Origin of the sequence: Arthrobacter sp. efr-133-TYG-104, from assembly GCF_030208915.1 — a bacterium.
Lineage (GTDB): Bacteria > Actinomycetota > Actinomycetes > Actinomycetales > Micrococcaceae > Arthrobacter.
The window spans coordinates 20,848-39,597 of sequence record NZ_JARVTA010000018.1; the positions used below are offsets into that span (position 1 = coordinate 20,848).

At 62.4% G+C, this 18,750-nt stretch carries 18 protein-coding genes; 6 read left to right on the forward strand and 12 right to left on the reverse strand.

Annotated elements, in window-relative coordinates; translation table 11 throughout:
* Positions 1 to 40: 40 nt before the first annotated feature.
* The 12 genes from QRN04_RS13545 to QRN04_RS13600 all read right to left on the reverse strand — a co-directional run bounded on the left by QRN04_RS13545 (position 41) and on the right by QRN04_RS13600 (position 11,376).
* Positions 41 to 715 carry an SACE_7040 family transcriptional regulator gene (locus QRN04_RS13545; protein WP_284976544.1) on the reverse strand — a complete coding sequence of 225 codons (675 nt, stop codon included), beginning with the start codon at positions 713 to 715 and terminating at the stop codon, positions 41 to 43.
* A 151-nt stretch (positions 716 to 866) separates the two neighbouring features.
* A complete protein-coding gene (locus tag QRN04_RS13550; protein ID WP_284976545.1) occupies positions 867 to 2,117 on the reverse strand; it encodes a YcaO-like family protein in 1,251 nt (416 codons plus the stop codon).
* Entirely contained in the window at positions 2,107 to 3,390 is a 1,284-nt protein-coding gene (locus QRN04_RS13555; RefSeq protein ID WP_502868800.1) for an iron-containing alcohol dehydrogenase, read from the reverse strand. The genes QRN04_RS13550 and QRN04_RS13555 overlap by 11 nt, the downstream gene beginning before the upstream one ends.
* Positions 3,387 to 5,396, reverse strand: a complete 2,010-nt coding sequence (locus QRN04_RS13560; RefSeq protein ID WP_284976547.1) for an aminotransferase class III-fold pyridoxal phosphate-dependent enzyme — start codon at positions 5,394 to 5,396, stop codon at positions 3,387 to 3,389. Before QRN04_RS13560 ends, QRN04_RS13555 begins: the two co-directional genes overlap by 4 nt.
* A complete protein-coding gene (locus tag QRN04_RS13565; RefSeq protein WP_284976548.1) occupies positions 5,393 to 6,487 on the reverse strand; it encodes a hypothetical protein in 1,095 nt (364 codons plus the stop codon). Before QRN04_RS13565 ends, QRN04_RS13560 begins: the two co-directional genes overlap by 4 nt.
* A 35-nt stretch (positions 6,488 to 6,522) precedes the next feature.
* Positions 6,523 to 7,590: a glycosyltransferase family 2 protein gene (locus QRN04_RS13570; RefSeq protein WP_284976549.1), complete on the reverse strand. Its 1,068-nt coding sequence runs from the start codon at positions 7,588 to 7,590 to the stop codon at positions 6,523 to 6,525.
* Positions 7,587 to 9,200 (reverse strand): daptide biosynthesis intramembrane metalloprotease, encoded by a 1,614-nt coding sequence (gene mpaP / locus QRN04_RS13575; protein ID WP_284976550.1) that lies wholly within the window; start codon positions 9,198 to 9,200, stop codon positions 7,587 to 7,589. The genes QRN04_RS13570 and mpaP overlap by 4 nt, the downstream gene beginning before the upstream one ends.
* The gene (locus tag QRN04_RS13580; RefSeq protein ID WP_284976551.1) at positions 9,197 to 9,937 is read right to left on the reverse strand and encodes a hypothetical protein; all 741 of its coding nucleotides are present in this window, start codon (positions 9,935 to 9,937) and stop codon (positions 9,197 to 9,199) included. Before QRN04_RS13580 ends, mpaP begins: the two co-directional genes overlap by 4 nt.
* Positions 9,934 to 10,749: an ABC transporter ATP-binding protein gene (locus tag QRN04_RS13585; protein ID WP_350224940.1), complete on the reverse strand. Its 816-nt coding sequence runs from the start codon at positions 10,747 to 10,749 to the stop codon at positions 9,934 to 9,936. The genes QRN04_RS13580 and QRN04_RS13585 overlap by 4 nt, the downstream gene beginning before the upstream one ends.
* Positions 10,689 to 10,880 (reverse strand): hypothetical protein, encoded by a 192-nt coding sequence (locus tag QRN04_RS13590; RefSeq protein WP_284976553.1) that lies wholly within the window; start codon positions 10,878 to 10,880, stop codon positions 10,689 to 10,691. Before QRN04_RS13590 ends, QRN04_RS13585 begins: the two co-directional genes overlap by 61 nt.
* Before the next feature lie 121 nt (positions 10,881 to 11,001).
* Complete coding sequence (locus tag QRN04_RS13595; RefSeq protein WP_284976554.1) at positions 11,002 to 11,178, reverse strand: hypothetical protein; 177 nt, start codon at positions 11,176 to 11,178, stop codon at positions 11,002 to 11,004.
* Between the two features lie 51 nt (positions 11,179 to 11,229).
* A complete protein-coding gene (locus QRN04_RS13600) occupies positions 11,230 to 11,376 on the reverse strand; it encodes a hypothetical protein (RefSeq protein ID WP_284976555.1) in 147 nt (48 codons plus the stop codon).
* A 423-nt stretch (positions 11,377 to 11,799) separates the two neighbouring features.
* On the opposite strand from QRN04_RS13600, the gene QRN04_RS13605 reads away from it, so the two are divergent.
* The 6 genes from QRN04_RS13605 to QRN04_RS13630 are packed head-to-tail and all read left to right on the forward strand — an operon-like array spanning position 11,800 to position 18,745.
* Positions 11,800 to 13,410 (forward strand): carboxyl transferase domain-containing protein, encoded by a 1,611-nt coding sequence (locus QRN04_RS13605; protein WP_284976556.1) that lies wholly within the window; start codon positions 11,800 to 11,802, stop codon positions 13,408 to 13,410.
* A 2-nt stretch (positions 13,411 to 13,412) separates the two neighbouring features.
* Entirely contained in the window at positions 13,413 to 15,578 is a 2,166-nt protein-coding gene (locus tag QRN04_RS13610; RefSeq protein ID WP_284976557.1) for an acetyl/propionyl/methylcrotonyl-CoA carboxylase subunit alpha, read from the forward strand.
* Between the two features lie 2 nt (positions 15,579 to 15,580).
* Positions 15,581 to 16,744, forward strand: coding sequence for an acyl-CoA dehydrogenase family protein (locus tag QRN04_RS13615; protein WP_284976558.1), 1,164 nt, complete (start codon positions 15,581 to 15,583; stop codon positions 16,742 to 16,744).
* A gap of 20 nt (positions 16,745 to 16,764) precedes the next feature.
* Positions 16,765 to 17,514, forward strand: coding sequence for a CoA transferase subunit A (locus QRN04_RS13620; protein ID WP_284976559.1), 750 nt, complete (start codon positions 16,765 to 16,767; stop codon positions 17,512 to 17,514).
* On the forward strand, positions 17,511 to 18,263 hold the full coding sequence (locus QRN04_RS13625; protein WP_284976560.1) for a CoA transferase subunit B: 753 nt from the start codon (positions 17,511 to 17,513) through the stop codon (positions 18,261 to 18,263). The genes QRN04_RS13620 and QRN04_RS13625 overlap by 4 nt, the downstream gene beginning before the upstream one ends.
* Positions 18,260 to 18,745 carry a MaoC family dehydratase gene (locus tag QRN04_RS13630; protein WP_284976561.1) on the forward strand — a complete coding sequence of 162 codons (486 nt, stop codon included), beginning with the start codon at positions 18,260 to 18,262 and terminating at the stop codon, positions 18,743 to 18,745. The genes QRN04_RS13625 and QRN04_RS13630 overlap by 4 nt, the downstream gene beginning before the upstream one ends.
* The last annotated feature ends 5 nt before the right edge of the window (positions 18,746 to 18,750 follow it).

The following is an 18,750-nucleotide window of genomic DNA, read 5'->3' on the forward strand; positions in this document are numbered from 1 at the left end:
AGTCCTAGGATGTGCAGAACGGGTGAGATCCCCGGCGGCGTCAGTGCCCTTCGCCGTCGTCGTCCTGTTCATCAGCGGTGAGGGCATCAGCGGTGAGGGCCGAGTACGCCATTTGCTCCAGGATGGGCCGTGCCGTCTTGGCCGCGATCTTTCGCCCGTGGTGGCGGACCGAGTGGGGTGTGGAATTGATGAGGCCAAAAGCGGCGTGGGCACGAACCCGGAGCCCGGAAATGTCCGAGTCCGGGTGGATCCTTGCCAGCACCTCTACCCACGTCTCCACGTAACTGCGCTGCAGGGACCTGACCTCGGCTTGGTCCGCGTCAGTCAGGCTTCCGAAATCGCGGTCCTGAACCCGAATGACGTCGGGGTGGGTTAGCGCGAAGTCGACCTGAAATTGGACTAGGGCCCGCAGGGCATCTTTTGGGTCGGAGCTTTCAGCTGCGACCCGGCGCCCGCCGTCGAGCAGGTCCCGGCTTACGCTCAAGAGGAGTTCGCCGAGGACTGCCTGCTTGCCCGGAAAGTGGCGGTACACAGCCGGGCCGCTCACTCCAGCTGCCGCTCCGAGGTCTTCCAGCGAAACCCGGCTAAAGCCGTTTTCGGCAAAAAGACCCGCCGCAGCGGACAACAAAGCAAGGCGTCGGACTTCCTTTGCCTGGCTCCTTTGGGTTGCCGTGGCGCGCGTGCCCGCAGTGCGTGCTTCCGGCACTCCAGTCACTTTCTCCTCCTTGGCCCAATACGGGCCGGCTGGCAGGACACCGTCAAGGTTTCCGTCGGCGCCTTCGAATCCACATCCACTCCTGCCCGAGGACGATCCTAGCCGGTGGCACCCGGGGTGCCCAGTTCCCACCCCGGCCGGAAAGACGGAGCTAAATGAAAGGGTGCGGAAGCGTGTTGCCTGGTAGCCCGTTCCCGGCGGCAGCCGCACCAAGCACGTTCCACTCCAACGCCTCGGACATTCGAAGGGGCTGGAGGGTGTCGCAGAAGATCTTCACCGCCCACCAACCCATCTCCTTGATCGCTTGTGGCAGGCGCGGTGTCAGATCCACCAGCGTGTATCCAGCCAAGATGTCCAGCCAAGCTCCTTGCTCTCCGTCTGCGGCGCCCGCCTCCGCATCGGAGCGGAGGAAGTGGCGCGCGCGGGGGATGCGGTCCAGCCATGTACGGATTGCCGTGATACTCGCATCGGCTGCCCAGTAGCGAGCCCGGGCCATCTCACTGGTGATCGGCGGCAGTATGGGCCTCTCGCCCTCGGAATCTTTCATATTGATGAGCAAGGACCTGATTTGCAAGGACTCCTGAACGGCACGCAGCACGCCGAGGAACCGGTCATGTTCCAGGCCTAGTCCCGCGCCCACAACCCCGTGCTTTGTGTCGATGGCAACGGCCATCCACACTGCGTGTCCGTGGGGCTCGTCGAGGAGGACCAGTTCCAGTTCCACGCCTTGGGAGGCGGCGCCTTTGGCCACATCAAGGACCCGGGTGTCGGGGCCTGCGCTCTTCAGCCCGGGAGCTCCGCTGTCGGGTTCGAACGCCGCCTCGGCAAGATCGAACCGCAGTGCTGCTTCGGGCCGGTCCCACCCTCGCATTGCGGCGTGGCGTTCGATGATCTCCTTGGCGGCCGACTGTGCCGCGGTTGCCCGGTTGATGCCCGCAGCGGTCCCCGACGGGCTGGGGTCAAAAAGATCCTGTGCTCCTGGCGATGCTGCACGAGGGAAGTCCACCGCCGCCGCAGGTACAGCCACCGCTCTTTCTGTGCCGTCGCCGTCGTATCTTGTTGCGGCATAAAAGTCCACGTTGGGTAGGGCTGAGATGTCTGCCCAGCTCACACCGCGCGGCGCCATGGGAAGTCCGGCACCGTTGGGCAGTCCAGGGTGGGGGATGAGCGCTCGGCGCTCCACGGCTTCGCCGGCCGCCCGGGCGAACGTCGGGGCGCGCCTGACGCCTGCCGCACCCACCCAACTCATATCGATGCCGGCGTTCGTTTCGTCCGGGCGTTCCTGACCGATATCGACGGCGACCGTCCACAGCAGGCTTTTCGTACCGTCCGGGGGGAGAACGCGAACACGGCGCGCCAATCCGAGGGCAGGGTTCAGTGTCTGGAGGTAGTCAACTCCCATAGGGATCAATCCTTAAGTCAGTCAGGCCGGCGGCCCGGAGACCGGCTGCAAACATTTCCGACACTTGCTCATGCCCCAATTCCTTTTTCATGGGACGCCCCCGGCCAAACCGACGCAGGGTGTTCCGGGCCAACGTATCGGCGAGGCTTGGGGGAATGAGGCTGCCGCCGCCCGAAGGCCCGCTTCCCGAAACATCGCTTACAGGACGCAGGCCCTCGGAACGCCGGCCTCCGGAGCCGGGGGCACGATCCGGCCCCGACCGCGCGGCGCTCGCCGCAGGGGCAACGCCGTCGGCAACCAAGGGCCAGAACTCCTCGAGCTTTTGCACGCTACCCCAAACGGTGTTTCCTCCGGCGACGGCGGCGAGCCACGGCCCCAGCAGGAGTATGGATGCCTGGTTCTTACGGATACCCAGGGCCATGGACAACTCGTTCGCCAAGAACCACAGCGACGACGGCGCCGGGCCACGGCCGCGTAATGACCAACCAGCGTGCGACTCCGCACTCAGCAGGGCCGCATCCAGACGCTCTTGGCTGGACAATCGGAAAGCACTCTCAGTCCCGGCCAGGAGGTTCGCACCAGCGGCTCCGAGCAGCCAACGCCCCTGTGCCTCCGAGTAACCCAGCGCTGATCCGCCTTCCACCAGTGAGGTTAAGAGCCGGACAGCGGGTTCCAACAGGCCCTCTGCCGCGAGCCACGGTGGTGCCTCAAGGAACCCGGGGTCGTAGGCGACCATGGACGTGCTCAAGCCCTCCAGCAGGACCAGGTTCTTTGCCCTGCCCGGCCAGGGGTCGCCGTCGTCACTGCGGGGCGATTCGTAGCAGGCGCCGGCGTTGATCTCGGAACCCGTACCAAACGTGCTGGGGATCACGCCAAGCTCTATGTGGCCCGCGAGCGGCCGGGGGAGGATAGCGACGCCGTTTCGGTCGCCCATACGCCGCAGGAACGGCTCCACGGATGGATCGGACGCCATTGCTACAGCGAGCTTTGCGACGTCCATGGTGTTGCCACCGCCCACCGCAAGAAGGCGTTCGACGCCGGACTGGTCCAACCGCCGTGCGAGCTTTGACGCCGTCTCAATACCGGTTGGCAACCCAGCATCCTCGACCCACAGGAAGCCGCCCGGGCCGAGGATTTCCAGTCGGTCGCTCAAAGCCGGGTCAGCCACCAGTACGGTCCTGGTGGAACGAAAAGCCTGCGCCAGCCGGACGGCCGACCCCGCCCCGGCAATCTGTGCGGGAGTGGCCGGCCTTTGAACAAGGGCGGAAATCACGCGAATTGCCCGGCCAAGTAGTCCGTTACGACACCTTGGATCCGGTCGAACAGCACGTCCAACTCCGCGTCGGGATAGTTCAGCGCCGGCACGAACTGCAGCGCCCCCGGAGAAGGCTGGACGACGGCGCCTCGCCGTCGGCACTCGCTGACGAGTTCGAAGACTTTGTCCGTCCCGATGAGTTCTCCTGCCTCGTCGAAGAGCTGCACAGCGCGGAATGATCCGCGGCCGAACCCTTTGACCCGCGGTGAAAGGCTCTCCAGCCCGGAAATAAAGGCCGCAAGCCTCCTGCCCACGCGGGCTGCGGAGGTAGCTATGTCGAGGCGGTCGATTTCATCCAAAGTCGCAACGATGGCGGCACAGGACTGCGGGGACCCGGCTTGGGTCTCGCCGTGCCAGAACACTTGCTGTGCCTGGTCGAACGCGTCCACAACACGGTCACCCAGGAGCAGCGCCGACGCGGCACATGTTCCGTTGGTGAGGGCCTTGCTGAGGACCAGGACATCGGGCTGGATCCATTCATGGCTTGCGAATCGTGGGCCTGTCCGGTGGAAGCCGGTGGCGACCTCATCGGCAACAATGAGGAACCCTTCGGATTCCCGGTAGGCGTACACCGCGTCGACGATGTCTTGTGGCACCGGTAGCGCGCCGGAACCCAGAACGGGTTCCATGATCACCGCGGCAATTTCCGGACCAAACCTCTTCATCACGATGTCCAAGGCCGCGAGGTCATCGTAGGGAATCTTGATGTTAAGCCGTTGATCCACCTGGTAGACGTCCTGGAAAAGATAGGAGCCCGTAACAGCCATCGCGCCCATGGTCACACCGTGGTAGCTGGCGGTGAAACTGACAATCCTGCGGCGCTTGGGATTCGAGTTGATGTTGTGGAACTGGCGGCTGAGCTTGACCACGGCATCGAGCGCCGAGCTGCCGGAGGTGGCGTAGAAGACCGAAGAGTACTCATGGGGAAGGGCGAACTCCAGCAAGCGGGTAGCAGCCTCGCGCGAGTAGGCACTGCCGCGGCGGAAGATCGGCAGGGTGGCCGCGTTGAGGTTCGCTTCGTTGATCGCTTCTGCTACCGCCACGTTGCCGTAGCCCAGGCTTGCGTTCCAGAGGCCACTGATGCCGCACAAAGCCTCTGTCCCATCCGCAAAGGTGATGGTGTTGCCGCGAGCAGCCGTTGCTTCGGCATTTCCCCAATCCTTGGACGGGAGGTAAAACTCGAAGTACTCACTGCTGGACATCCGTGGTTTCCCCATCGCGTCTGGCCCAGGACAGTGGGCCCTGAAAAGTTTGTAGTCGCCGATCGCACCGACCCGGTTCCGCGGCCCGACGTCGACCGCGTCCTTGAGGACCAATCCCGCCTCGCGCAGTTCAGTCCTTAGCTCGGTTTCGGTCAAAAGATGTGTCGTCACCGAATACTCCGCGATAGCCTGCCCGTCATCTGTTCGTTCGATCAACGTCGAGGAGAACGTTCCGCGGACGGGGTCGAACCTCTCCTCGATTGCCAGGTTCGGCGATACTTCATGCACGTATCTGTTCTGTCCGCCTAAATCGGGAGTACGCAACGAGAGCAGGAGCTCGCCCCCTGGGTTTAACCATTGGCGGATGTCGGCAAGGAGCGAGCGGCGCTGGTCGGCGTCGAAGAGACAGAAGGATGTGGTGCCGAGGACGACGCAGTCGAAGTGGCCACCCGGCTCCAAGCTCAGGATGTCAGCCAGGACGACGTTCGCTTTTGACGCAGCGTTCTTGCGGTTTGGCCGTGCAAGTTCCTCGCTGAGTATGCGCAGGAGCTCCGCTGAGTTGTCCACGGCCGTGATGGATCGGACGAAGGGCAGGAGAGCAAGCGTTATTCGGCCGGAACCTGCCGCCAGTTCAAGCACGCGGGCGTCCTTGCCTCTGAGGCTGTGGATGATCTCTCGCAGTTCAGAGGTGTCCGATTGGACGATCTCATGGTAGAGCTCGGCGCCCCTCCCGGTGTAAAGGGTTGCGTGGGGGCCGCTCATGTGATGATGACCGGAACGATGGTCAGTGCGGGATTCACGGGAACTGCAACTGCAGGGGGCGCTACGGCGTCCATGCCGGGGCTAACGTCGATGCCCAGATGGCTGAACAGCATTTGCAGCTCCTTGCTCCGGGCAATCTGCGCGGAGGGGGCAAGATCCTTGCCCGAAAGCTTCAGCCCGAGCCTGCCCTGCAGTTCCGCACCAAGCTCAACACCTGAAAGAATGGTTTCCACGGCTTGGGCGACGTCCTTGGGAACCTTGTTCAGCCGTCCCGTGCGTAGCTCCGTCACGAAATACTGTTCGTCGGCAACGATGACGAAGACGCTATCCCGGCGGGACCGTTCCGCTGCGGGGTCGCCGTCGACCAACGAGGACCCGAAGCCCGAAATCCGGGCGTCAGCCGGGAACCGGCTTTGTGCGGCTCTTAGCACCTTTGCTGCCCCGAGAAAGCGCCCGATCCCGCTGTTTTCGCTCAGCATTTTCGCGTTCTCCTCACCGGCAACCGGGGAGTGAGTGGTGTACGCGCCGTCATTTATTTCAACGCCGCCCCCGGCCGGTCCCGAGAGCATCAGCGATGATCCCGCGGGGACAAACAGCCGCGCGGGATCACTGCCCAGTTGGCCACAGCGGTGCCAGAATTCCTGGTCCACGATTGTGACGAGCTGGGTCAGCAGGAACCGCGGAAACACCCCGGTTTCGAAGGCCGTCGCGGCATCTGCTGCCACGGCTTCACGGTCAGCGTCTTCTTCGATGGAGAAGGCTGTCGGGCAAGAGATCGCAACGTAGGGGGCCGTTGCATAGCCCTCAAGCTGGACCACGAAATTGGTCCCGATTCCGATTTCTCCGCCGTTCGTCGAGAATTCACCGTTGTAACCGACAACCCTTGAGCGGGTTAGTGCCTGTGCGGCTTCGACCTGGGATTCCTCGACGAACAGCAAGGACTCTTCAGATCCGGGAAGCGACGTCATCGCCTCATCACTAAGGGCGCCCACCACGAGTGCATCATGGACCCCCAGGGCAGGCCGTGTTCCTTCAAGCCACAAACGCAGCCGTTCTGAAAACGCGGCCTCCTGCGTCAAATCTTCACTCATGGTTACCCCTCCTGAATATGTGCAGTTCCATGTCTTTAAGCCTGAATTTCTTGAAGTCTCCGCGCCAACGCAGATCGCATGTGGGCCACAGCTCCGGGGAATCGGTGGCTAAGAACCGTCCCAATGGCTCGGCGGTGGCTGCCGCTGACTACCGGCGCCGCAAGGCCTACCAGCCAGCCATCCTTGCCGCCCGGAAACACGCCCAAGGCGAAGGTCGCGCCTGGAGCTCCGGATGTGCCACCGGAGAACCCGGACATCTCACCCGTAACGTGCGACTCTGCATCCGGTACGGAGCCAACCCCGGTGAGTGGCATCATTGTTAGCGGGTCGTCCTCGATGTCCGCAGCCCAGCGACGGAAGTCTTCAGTGAATTCATCAGCCGGAACGTTCCGGTGCCACTCATCGAGCAATGAAACGGCTGCGTTCTCGCCGGAGGTGCTGGCCAGCGCCGTGACCATGGTGTAGTCCAGCGAATGCCGCCGGGTCGACCCGGAAATGGAAACAACCGCAGTCGGTTCATCGACGGGCTGCAGGGCAGCTCCCTGGCAGGTCATCCGCCACCAGAGGTCCCAGTCCTCAAGGCCGGCTCCCGCGCGGCACCAACCTCCAGCCCGCTCCAACAGCCCGTGACGGTGGGCCACGCGGCTTGGCTCTGCGTAGGGATCGAGGGTGGCAATGTCCGGATGCCACAGGAGGTTTCGGCCGCGAAGGAGGGTGGACTGTCCGTCCTCCTGTTGGTAGGTGGCGCCACTGGCCACGAACTCTGAACCGCCGTCGAGTGCCTTGCCAAGGACCGCGAGATGGTCCCCCCGCCACAGGTCGTCGTGGTCGATATAGGCCACGTACTCGTCGCGGATGCCGAGGCTCAGTTGGCGCCGGACCAGACCCGGATCACCGGTGTGCGGATAACGCAGCAGCTTCACGCGCCGGTCAGCTCGGGCGAAGCCGTCAACGACGTCGTCCGTATCGTCTGTGGAACCATCAGAGCCAACAAGAAGGTCGAAGTTGCCGTTGCTTTGGCCCAGGACGCTTTCAAGGGTGGGCGCGATCGCTGTTGAGCGGTTGTAGGCGGGGCAAATGACGGTAAACCGGGGATGGCTCATGGCCCCATCACCCTGCCCACGATATTTCCCGCCCATTGGGCCATGGTCTGACCTGGAACTTCCCACACGGCTGTGCCGGTCCGCGGTGCCGTGCCGGCGTAGTCAAGGCGAACGCAGAGCGCTTCTCGGGTCAGGTCCGACTCCTTTACGGCCACCGTTGCGGCCAACGGAACCGTGCAGGGGGCTGGCGCTCCGATTGCGGTTGCTTTTCCGATACTGCTGCCGGACACGAGCCCGGGACCAAAGAGGTCCACTGTCCCGCCCGCAGAACCGGTGGAGCCGCCGAGTAAGACAAGCTTTGGACCGTTGGCATCGATATAGAGTCCGCCGCGGACGTTGTTCGGGAAGGGGATTGCTACCACGAGAACCACGGCGGCAGCGAGGAGGGCGAGGGCATATGCGGTGGCAGGGCCCTTGCGGATGCCGGACTTGCGCAGTTCGATCACGTGTCCGATTCCCCGCATGAGCAGCCATATGGCCAAGGCGCCTGCCAAAAACAATTGAATCCACGCGGCAGCCTTGCCAAGCGAAGAGAGGTAGCTGCCGGCAGCAGCGACAACACCGACCAGGATAAGCAGCGGGAATACAGCGCAGAGGAGGCCGAAGAGAAGACGGAGGGGAGTGGACGGCAGCCCGGGCTCCCGGCCGGTGCGGAAAATCAACGTCCGGGTCCAAGCGCGGAACTCATGCATGCAGCGGGCTCGAAGATTCGGCGTGTCCAAAAGCCCGATCAGCGCGATGTAGCCATCCAGCTTCACGAACGGAAGCAGGTTAAGCACACCGTAGAGGAAGCACAGCGCGCAGAAGGTGGCAGCGAGGGTGGCCAGGTCGCGGGGCAGCACGAAGGCGCCGACGCCGGCGACGGCTGCCAAATTGCCTTGGGCGGCGATACCTGCGAGGGCAACCTTGGCGCGTTCGGCGGGTTTCAGTTTCCAGGCCTCGGTGACATCGCAAAAGAACGCCGGAACGAGATAGAACAGCATGAAGCCAACACGTCGAGACGTCCCCCCGTAGGCAACCAGGGTTGCTGCATGGGAAAGCTCGTGAACAAAAACAGCCAGATACAGGGCCAGGAGTAAGTAGAGGTATCCCGCCACAGTGGTGGTGTCGTGCAGGGCACTTTGCGAGTCCAGGAGCAGCGCAGCAACGGCGACCACTCCGACGGCATTGAGGGCGGCGACGCTCCACCAGAAGCCGCGGCTACGGATGATTCGTCCAATACCGGGCAAGCGGCCCAGCAGTCTTGACGGGTCCAACAAGGTCAGCTGGATGGAAAATGGTTTGCGGAATTGAAGGCGCCGGGTTGAAGGTGCGTCTATCCGTGCCAGAGCCGGGTTCTTGCCCAAGGTATCGAGCAACAGTTGCACTTCTTCCCCGGTCACGGGTTTCGTGACCGTTCCGGTCCGCCCTGCTGAAGCGGTGGCCCGGAGCCTATCCGCGATCACTTGGACGTCAATGTCCGGTAATGACTGCTGCGCTTCCTCAACGATGCGCCCCAAAGTGTCCGGCAAACGTAGGACTGGGCCGGCAGCGCTACTAACCAGGACTCGGCCCGCTTCATCGGCATCGGAGAGATGAATCTGGCTCAGCCAAGGGTACTGGCCGTTCATAGGAGGTCGGTTCGTTTGAGTCGGATGGCGGCTGCGGTGAAAAGAAGCACAAGCCACCCCAGGTAGGTAGCGTAGCCGGCGCCTACCGGAAGCATGTCGAACGTGGCCGAAGGATCAAGGCTCATGGCTTGGCCCGCGGCGCCGGGAAGGAACTTGCCGACCACTGGTAGAAGGTTCACGAGGTTGGGCTCGAGGACCAAGGTCCATGCGACCAAAGCGATGACTACGGGCAGGGACTTCCGGCCCTGCCAAGCGACAAACTGGCCCAGGTAGGCCGCAAAGACAATGGTGAAAAAGACTCCCGCCAGAGTGGTCCTTCCGTCGGTATCGAGGATGAATAGTCCGCCCTTTGACGAAAGGCTCATCATGGCTACGGCCACCACGGATAGGGTTCCTGCGATGGCGAAAGCGATGGCGGGAAGCAGCAAAGCGAAGGCACGCAGGGTCAGCAAGCGCAGTGGGCCGCCGGAGAGGAAGGCGCTCCGTCCGATGGAGGAGTTGCCGAAGTCGCGCGTGACACAGATGATTCCAAAAATCATGGAAAACAGGCTCGCTCCGAACCCGAGGCCCACCAGCGAGGCAGTGGCCTTCTCTGAGCCGCCCGGCAATGACAGCCCGGCGGAGTCCATGCCTGTGGAGGTGCCATAGGCCGCGAGGACATTCATGGCGAATGCGCTGAGAAGCAGAACAGGCAACGACCAACCACGGGACATGCGGAAAACTTCAGAACGAATCATGAGCGCTCAGCCACCCCTGCGGTGTCCCGGGCGGCGGTTTCGGGATCGTCGTCGACCAGCGACAAGTACCAGCGTTCCAGTTCCGCCTCATCCATGCCGGGAATGGCGCCGTCGAACCGCAGGCTGCGGCGAACCACGATAGCCCGCTCCGCCAGGCGCCGTATCTCTGAGAGATTGTGGCTGGAGATCAGGGTCGTCTTGTTCCGGGCTGTTCGCGCTTCGATCTTCCTGCGAAGCCAACGCGTTGATTCAATGTCCAAACCGTTCATGGGCTCGTCGAGGACCAAGATCTCCGGGTCGCCCATCATCGCAGCTGCCAGGGCTGTTCTCTGCCGCTGGCCTGTGGACAGCTTCCGCACGCGACGGCCCGCGAATTCGGATAGCTCAAAGTCCGCCGTGGCGGTGGCGACGGCGGTTCCGTCCAGTTTTTGGCCCAGCGCCTCGATGGTGAGGCACTCCCTGACCGTGAGATCCGGCGCGAGGCCGGCGGGATCGAAAACAAAGCCCATTGTGTTGCCGGGCTCCGTGACGGAACACGGATCCTGGCCCAAGATGCGGACGTGCCCTGCGCTGGGCTTGATCAATCCACACAGGGTTTTCAAAAGGGTTGACTTTCCAGCCCCGTTCGGTCCCAGAAGACCGACGCATTCACCCCGGCCAATGGTGAGGGTAATTCCTGTGATTCCTGTTTTCCGGCCGTATCTTTTTTCCAGGTCCTTCACGGAAACGACCGGTTGCGTTGTCATTGCCACTAACTCCGCTTCCGCAGCAGTCCAATGAAAATGCCAAGCACTATCAGCAGGATGAGGCATACCGCCAAAGAAATTCCGAGGAGGATCGGCTGGGTGCCGTTAACCGCAAGCATCGCGGTCAATCCGCCCAGCGTTGCCACGAGGGCTCCAAGTATGGCTATGAGGGGGATGACAGCCTTACCTTGTGTCATTCGAGTCGTCACTCTTTTCTGCACTTTGATGTCAGTGGACCGTGATGAATTGCGGTCGTGGTCTTCAGGGTGTGCCTGTGGGGGCGGAGTGTAATGGCCGCCCCCACAGGGACGGTCATTCCTAGGTGATGGCTACGCCGATGCCGATGCCGCCGGCGACGACGCCTGCAGCACCAACTCCGATAGCTACTCCGCCGAAGAATTCTCCCCAGTTCCAAGCCGCGTCGAGCGACTCCAGTGGTTCGATTCCGGCTACGAGGGTCATGAATTCGTTGTCTACATCAAGAGTGGTTTCCATTTTCACCTCCCCAAAGGCCTTATATGGACAGTCCGGACTCGCCATTGAATATCAGGTGATTGCGACGCCGATGGCGATGCCGCCGTAAATGAGGCCACCGCCAACAACTGCGCCTACGCCGATTCCGGCAACCCACTCACCCCATCCGGGTGCGTCAAGTTCTTCAAGCTGCTCAATCTGAGCCAGTTGGTTCTCCATGGTTCTTACCTCCCCCCAGGAATAGAACAATGCACTTGTCCATTCATTGGACAAATGGAATCTAACAGCAGGAGTGAGCCAAGTCTTGCCCCGGACAACGGCCCCTTTCGTTTGACTTGCGTTCGCTGCTGCAGCATGGGACAGTCTCTGGCCCGTCCGAAGGCGAGCAGCTCTAAAGGGCGAAAGCGCGGGGGTTTTCAGCTCGCCGGGCTGTCCATCGCCTGGCGATTCCGTGGACCTCACGCCGCTTGATCCGCTCCATTTTTAGCTCTCAGCGAAATCGTCAAAGGGCGACACGTTGGCCTTCAAACCGCTGTGCCCGGCATCGCAAGAGGCTGGACATTTCAGTTAATAGCCACTAACCTAAATCCTACTGGGGTGCTACTTGGAGCACGGTCCGGGAGCGGAACGGGACAGGGGTCAATGGAGACGATTTCCAGCTTTGCAGGGGCGGTCAGCGGCACGTTCGAAACTAACCGGGAAGGGCAACTGAACCTGGTGCGGGAGCTGAAAGAACGTTTGGCGACGTCGGCTCTCGGCGGCCCGGCCAAGTCACGGGAGCGGCACGTTGCCCGCGGAAAACTCCTTCCGCGCGAACGGATCGATTACCTGCTGGATGAGGGCAGCCCATTCCTGGAGATTGCACCGCTTGCGGCAAACGGCATGTACAACGACGATTCGCCGGGAGCCGGGGTCATCGCAGGAATCGGCCTGGTTCACGGCCGGCATGTCCTGGTCATCTCAAATGACGCCACCGTCAAGGGCGGCACGTACTATCCCATGACGGTCAAGAAGCATCTCCGGGCACAGGAAATCGCGATGGAGAACAAGCTTCCCTGTATCTACCTCGTGGATTCCGGGGGAGCCTTCCTGCCCAAGCAGGACGAGGTTTTTCCCGACAAAGAGCACTTCGGCCGGATCTTCTTCAATCAGGCACGGATGTCGGCGGCCAAGATTCCCCAGATCGCGTCAGTCATGGGCTCCTGCACCGCAGGTGGTGCCTATGTGCCCGCCATGAGCGACGAGACTGTGATCGTCCGGAACCAGGGCACGATCTTCCTGGGTGGTCCGCCCTTGGTGAAAGCAGCAATCGGTGAGATTGTCACGGCCGAGGAACTCGGCGGCGGGGATGTGCACTCCCGTATCTCGGGAGTCACCGACCACTTGGCCGAGAACGACCAGCACGCCTTGGAAATCGTCCGGGACATCGTGGCGACCTTGCCGAAGCCGGCGCAGCCGGCCTGGGATATGCTCGACGTCGTCCTGCCGCCCGTCGTCGATCCCGCAGGGATCTATGGCGTGGTTCCTACGGATGTCAACGCCCAATATGACGTCCGAGAAGTCATCGCGAGGATTGTTGACGGCTCGGAGTTCCACGAGTTCAAGAAGAACTACGGCACCACGCTGGTGACCGGATTCGCGCACCTGCATGGGCACCCCGTGGGCATAGTGGCCAACAACGGCGTTCTCTTCAGCGAGTCGTCCCTCAAAGGCGCCCACTTCATCGAACTTTGCGACCAGCGCGGCATTCCCTTGATTTTCCTGCAGAACCTGTCCGGCTTCATGGTTGGCAAGGACTACGAGCAAGGCGGCATCGCGAAGAACGGGGCCAAAATGGTCACCGCCGTGGCCACGGCGCGGGTGCCGAAATTGACGGTGGTGATTGGCGGCTCCTTCGGTGCAGGCAATTACTCGATGTGCGGCCGCGCTTACTCGCCACGGTTCTTGTGGATGTGGCCCGCTGCCCGTATTTCCGTGATGGGCGGAAACCAAGCCTCCAGCGTCCTCGCCACGGTGAAACGCGACCAGTACGAGGCCGCCGGCCAGGAATGGTCCGCGGAGGACGAAGAAGCCTTCAAGGCCCCCATCAAGCAGCAGTATGAGGATCAGGGGAGCCAGTACTACTCCACGGCCCGGCTCTGGGACGACGGCATCATCGATCCAGCGGACACACGCCGCGTCCTCGGAATGGCTCTGGACGTCATCTCCCGCCAACCATTGCCCGAGACCTCCTTCGGCCTCTTCAGGATGTGATCATGACGCTGTCACCAACCACAACAGTGCAACCAATGATGCAGACCGCCTTCAGTGCGGTCCTTGTCGCCAACCGCGGTGAAATCGCCTGCCGCGTCATCCGCACGCTGAAAGCCATGGGCATCCGCTCCGTGGCTGTCTACTCGGACGTGGATAAAAATGCCAAGCACGTGGCACTGGCTGACACCGCCGTTGCCATCGGCGGAACCACTCCGGCCGAGAGCTACTTGAGGATCGACGCCATTGTCGATGCTTGTCGGCGAAGCGGGGCCGAAGCCGTCCACCCCGGCTACGGATTCCTCTCCGAGAACGTGGAGTTCGCCAAGGCGTTGGACGCAGCCGGCATCACGTTCATCGGGCCGGGGATTGGCGCCATTGAGGTGATGGGGGACAAGATCCGCTCCAAGAACCACGTGATGGCCCACGGCGTGCCGTGCACCCCCGGAATTTCAAAGCCCGGACTGACGGACCAGCAGTTGATCGAGGCCGCTCCGGAAGTCGGCTTTCCCCTGCTGATCAAGCCGTCGGCGGGCGGCGGCGGCAAGGGCATGCATGTGGTCGAGCGGGCTGAGGACATGGCCACTACGCTGAGCACCGCGCGGCGCGTTGCGGCCTCAGCATTCGGCGATGACACCCTCTTCCTGGAGCGGCTGATCTCCGCGCCGCGGCACATCGAGGTGCAGATCCTGGCAGATAAGCACGGCAACGTCATCCACCTTGGCGAGCGCGAGTGTTCCTTGCAGCGCCGGCACCAAAAGGTCATTGAGGAGGCGCCATCTGCGTTGTTCGAGTCGCTGCCCGACGGCCCGGCACAGCGGGCCCGCATGGGTGAGGCAGCCTGCAACGCAGCCCGTTCGGTCAACTACACGGGCGCTGGAACCGTGGAATTCCTGGTTTCGGATGAGCACCCCGACGAGTTCTTTTTCATGGAGATGAATACCCGCCTTCAGGTGGAGCACCCCGTCACGGAGATGGTGACCGGCGTCGACCTCGTTGAGTGGCAGGTGCGGATCGCCGCCGGCGAGGTGCTCACCGTGGCGCAGGCCGACGTCGAACTTAAGGGCCACGCTGTGGAGGCGCGGGTTTACGCCGAGGTGCCCGAGCGGAACTTCATGCCGTCCATGGGGCGAATCGTAGCGCTCGCCGAACACGGTGCCCCGGACCCTGGGGTGTCCGGCGTCCGAGCGTCCCGTGGAAATGTCCGCATCGACTCCGCCATGCGGGAGGACTTGGAGGTCACCGGCGACTATGACCCGATGCTTGCGAAGGTCATTGCCTGGGGTGCGGACCGCGCCGTAGCGTTGGACACGCTCGACGATGCACTGGGCAGGTATACGCTGCTGGGCATTGACACCAACGTCGAGTATCTCCGGTTGTTGATCAACGATCCGCAAGTCCGCGCCGGAGAACTCGATACCGGCTTGATTGAGCGCAAACTGACGGCGATGAAGTTCCGGCACGCGGGCACTCACGAGCTCATTGCCGCCGCAGTCACGCTGTGGTTGGAACGCAGCGGAACGACGAAGGCCGGCAACGCGTGGGCATCACCGGACTCATGGCGGCTGGGTGGCGCCGGGGCATGGAGGGTGACCCTGGGCTTGCCCGGTGGCGATGCAGCCACTGTGTCCATCACCGAGGCGCATGGCAGCCTGATAGCGACAGTGGCCAATGCCCTGACCGGCAGCCTCTCGGCACCGACCGAACCCCAGTACCGGGTCTCAATGGCCGAGCGCACAGGCGATGGCATCCGGCTGGAGTTCGACGGCGGTCCGGCTGCCTACGCCGTGGGTACCAAACACGGTGTGACTGGTGAAGTGGAAGAGATTTTCCTGGGCAACGACGGCTGGTCCTGCCGGTTCGAGGTCCTCAACCGGGCCGAGCGGTTACGGCGGATGCTTGCTGGCATTGAACGCGAAGAAGGTGCTGCCGATCCCGAGGTGCGCTCGCCGATGCCCGGAACCGTGGTGTCCGTGTCCGTGGCGGATGGTGATTCCGTCAGCGAAGGCCAAGTCCTCCTGGCCGTCGAAGCCATGAAGATGGAGCACCAACTGGTGGCGTCGGTGGCCGGAACGGTTCACCTGACCAGCAAACGCGGGGACCTGGTCAAAGCCGATCAAGTGCTCGCCACGATTCATCAACCCGTTTCTGCTGAGAATGAGGAAGTTTAGCCATGAGCTCTTTTGAGTTGTCCGAGGAATACCAAGACCTGAGTGACTCCGTCCGTGAATTCGCAGACGAAGTAGTTGCCCCCGTGTCCACCAAACACGACGAAGAGCACAGCTTCCCTTACGAAGTGGTCAAGCAGATGGGGGAGATGGGCCTGTTCGGGCTGCCCTTCCCCGAAGAATTCGGTGGCATGGGTGGCGATTACTTCGCCCTCGCACTGGCCCTGGAGCAGTTGGGCCGGGTGGACCAGTCAGTCGCCATCACCCTTGAAGCCGGGGTATCACTGGGGGCCATGCCTGTGTACCGGTTCGGTACCCAGGAACAAAAGGAACGCTGGTTGCCCGAGCTGGCATCGGCACGGTCCTTGGCCGGGTTCGGACTGACCGAGCGCGAAGCGGGTTCGGACGCCGGGGGCACCAAAACTCAGGCCCGGCTCGAAAACGGTGAGTGGGTCATCAACGGAAATAAGGAGTTCATCACCAACTCCGGCACTGACATCACCACGTTGGTGACCGTAACAGCCGTCACCGGGCAGCAGGAGCGCGCCGACGGTAGCATCAAGAAGGAAATTTCCACCATCCTGGTACCCACTGAGACGCAGGGTTTCCGGGCCGAAAAGCCCTATAACAAGGTGGGCTGGAATGCCTCGGACACCCACCCCCTGACGCTGGACAACGTCCGGGTTCCAGAAGCGAACCTCCTAGGCCAGCGCGGCCGCGGTTATGCAAACTTCCTCTCCATCCTGGATGAGGGCCGGATTGCCATTGCTGCTTTGGCTACTGGCGCAGCCCAAGGCTGTGTGGACCTGTCCGTTAAGTACGCCAAGGAACGCAGTGCGTTCGGGCAGAACATCGGCAAGTACCAGGCCATCCAGTTCAAGATCGCCCGCATGCAGGTCAGAGCACACACCGCCCGCCTGGCTTACTACGATGCGGCGGCCAGGATGTTGGCAGGTAAGCCGTTCAAGACCGAGGCGGCCATCGCTAAGATGGTCGCAGGCGAGGCGGCCATGGACAACGCACGGGACGCTACCCAAGTGTTCGGTGGCTATGGCTTCATCAACGAGTTCACGGTTGCCCGGCATTACCGTGATTCGAAGATCCTTGAGATCGGTGAAGGCACCACTGAGGTCCAGTTGATGCTGATCGCCCGCGAGTTGGGTCTGTAACCGTAGGGGAAGGATCAAGGATGATTGACAAGGTTGTTGCCAGTGCCGCCGAGGCAGTGCGGGACATACCCGATGGCGCGTCACTCGCCGTCGGCGGTTTCGGCTTGTGTGGTATTCCGGTCTCACTCATCGATGCGCTCCACCAGCAGGGCACCACGGATCTCGAAACTGTCAGCAACAACTGCGGTGTGGACGACTGGGGGCTGGGGATCCTCCTCAAGGACGGCCGCATCCGCCGCACCATCAGCTCGTATGTTGGCGAGAACAAGGAATTCGCCCGGCAGTATTTGGCGGGGGAGTTGGAGGTGGTCCTGACCCCGCAGGGAACGTTGGCTGAGAAGCTCCGCGCGGGCGGCGCGGGCATCCCTGCGTTCTACACAAAGGCCGGTGTGGGAACCCAGGTGTCCGAAGGCGGCCTACCGCAAAAGTACGACGCCGACGGGAACGTCGCCATTGCCTCCGCACCGAAGGAGGTGCGGACGTTCAATGAGGCAGACTACGTCTTGGAGGAGTCCCTGACCCCGGATTTTGGGCTGGTCCATGCTTGGAAAGGGGATCGGCACGGCAACCTGGTGTTCCATGCTGCAGCCATGAACTTCAACCCGCTCTGCGCCATGGCGGCCACCACCACTATCGCCGAGGTGGAGGAACTGGTGGAGCCGGGGGAGTTGGATCCCGGCCAAATCCACACGCCCGGTATCTTCGTCCAGCGGGTAGTGGTTGCTCCGGCCACGGAGAAACGGATCGAGAAGAGGACGGTGGCACTGTGAACGACCACAGCTACCAAGACATTCCGCCCCGCCCCGAAGCCGTCCGGCACGAGTACCGGCGTGCCGACGTCGAACAGCACGAAACCAAGGGCTGGACCCGGAACGAACTCGCCGCCCGCGTTGCGCAGGAACTGATCAACGGGCAGTACGTGAACCTCGGAATTGGAATGCCCACCTTGATTCCCAATTACATCCCGGACGGTGTGGAGGTCATTCTTCACTCCGAGAACGGCATCCTCGGGGTGGGACCCTACCCGGCCGAGGACAAAGTGGACCCGGACCTGATCAACGCGGGGAAGGAAACCGTGACCACAAACGCGGGAGCTGCGTTCTTTGACTCTGCCACATCATTCGGAATGATCCGCGGTGGTCATGTCGATGTTGCCGTGCTGGGAGCCATGGAGGTTGCCGCCAACGGGGACCTTGCCAACTGGATGATCCCCGGAAAGATGGTCAAAGGCATGGGCGGGGCCATGGATCTGGTGTTCGGGGCCAAGAAGGTCATCGTCATGATGGAGCACGTAGACCGAAACGGCAGACCGAAAATTTTGCAGGACTGTACCTTGCCGCTGACGGGAAAGGGGTGCGTGGACAGAATCATCACGGACCTGGCGGTGATCGACGTCGTGAAAGATGCCGGCAACCCGAGACTGGTCCTGCGCGAGTTGGCCCCGAACGTGACCCTCGACGACGTCGTGGCTGCCACCGGTGCAGAGTTGTTCGAAGAAGACCAGGAGCTCACGGTATGACCCGCGTTGTCGAGCAGCGCGGCTTGTATTTCGATGAGCTTGACGAGGGCGTGATCTACGCGCATAAGCCAGGGCGCACGGTCACGGAAACGGACAATGTCCTTTTCACCACCTTGACCATGAACACACAAGCACTCCATCTGGACGCTGCGTGGAGCTCGTCGCAACCGTTCGGGCAACGGCTCATGAACTCCATGTTCACGCTGTCCACCATGGTGGGCCAGTCGGTCACCCAGCTGACGCAAGGGACGATCATCGCGCAGTTGGGCCTGACCGACGTCAGCTTTCCGCACCCGCTGTTCCACGGCGATACGCTGTACACGGAGACGGTGATTACCGGGAAACGTTTGTCATCGTCCCGGCCGGGCCAAGGGGTGGTGACCATGGAGCACACCGGTCGCAACCAGGATGGGACCGTGGTTGCCTTGGCCAAGCGCACCTGCCTCATGTGGACCAAGGAAGCGCACGCAGCCCAATCCTGAAGTTT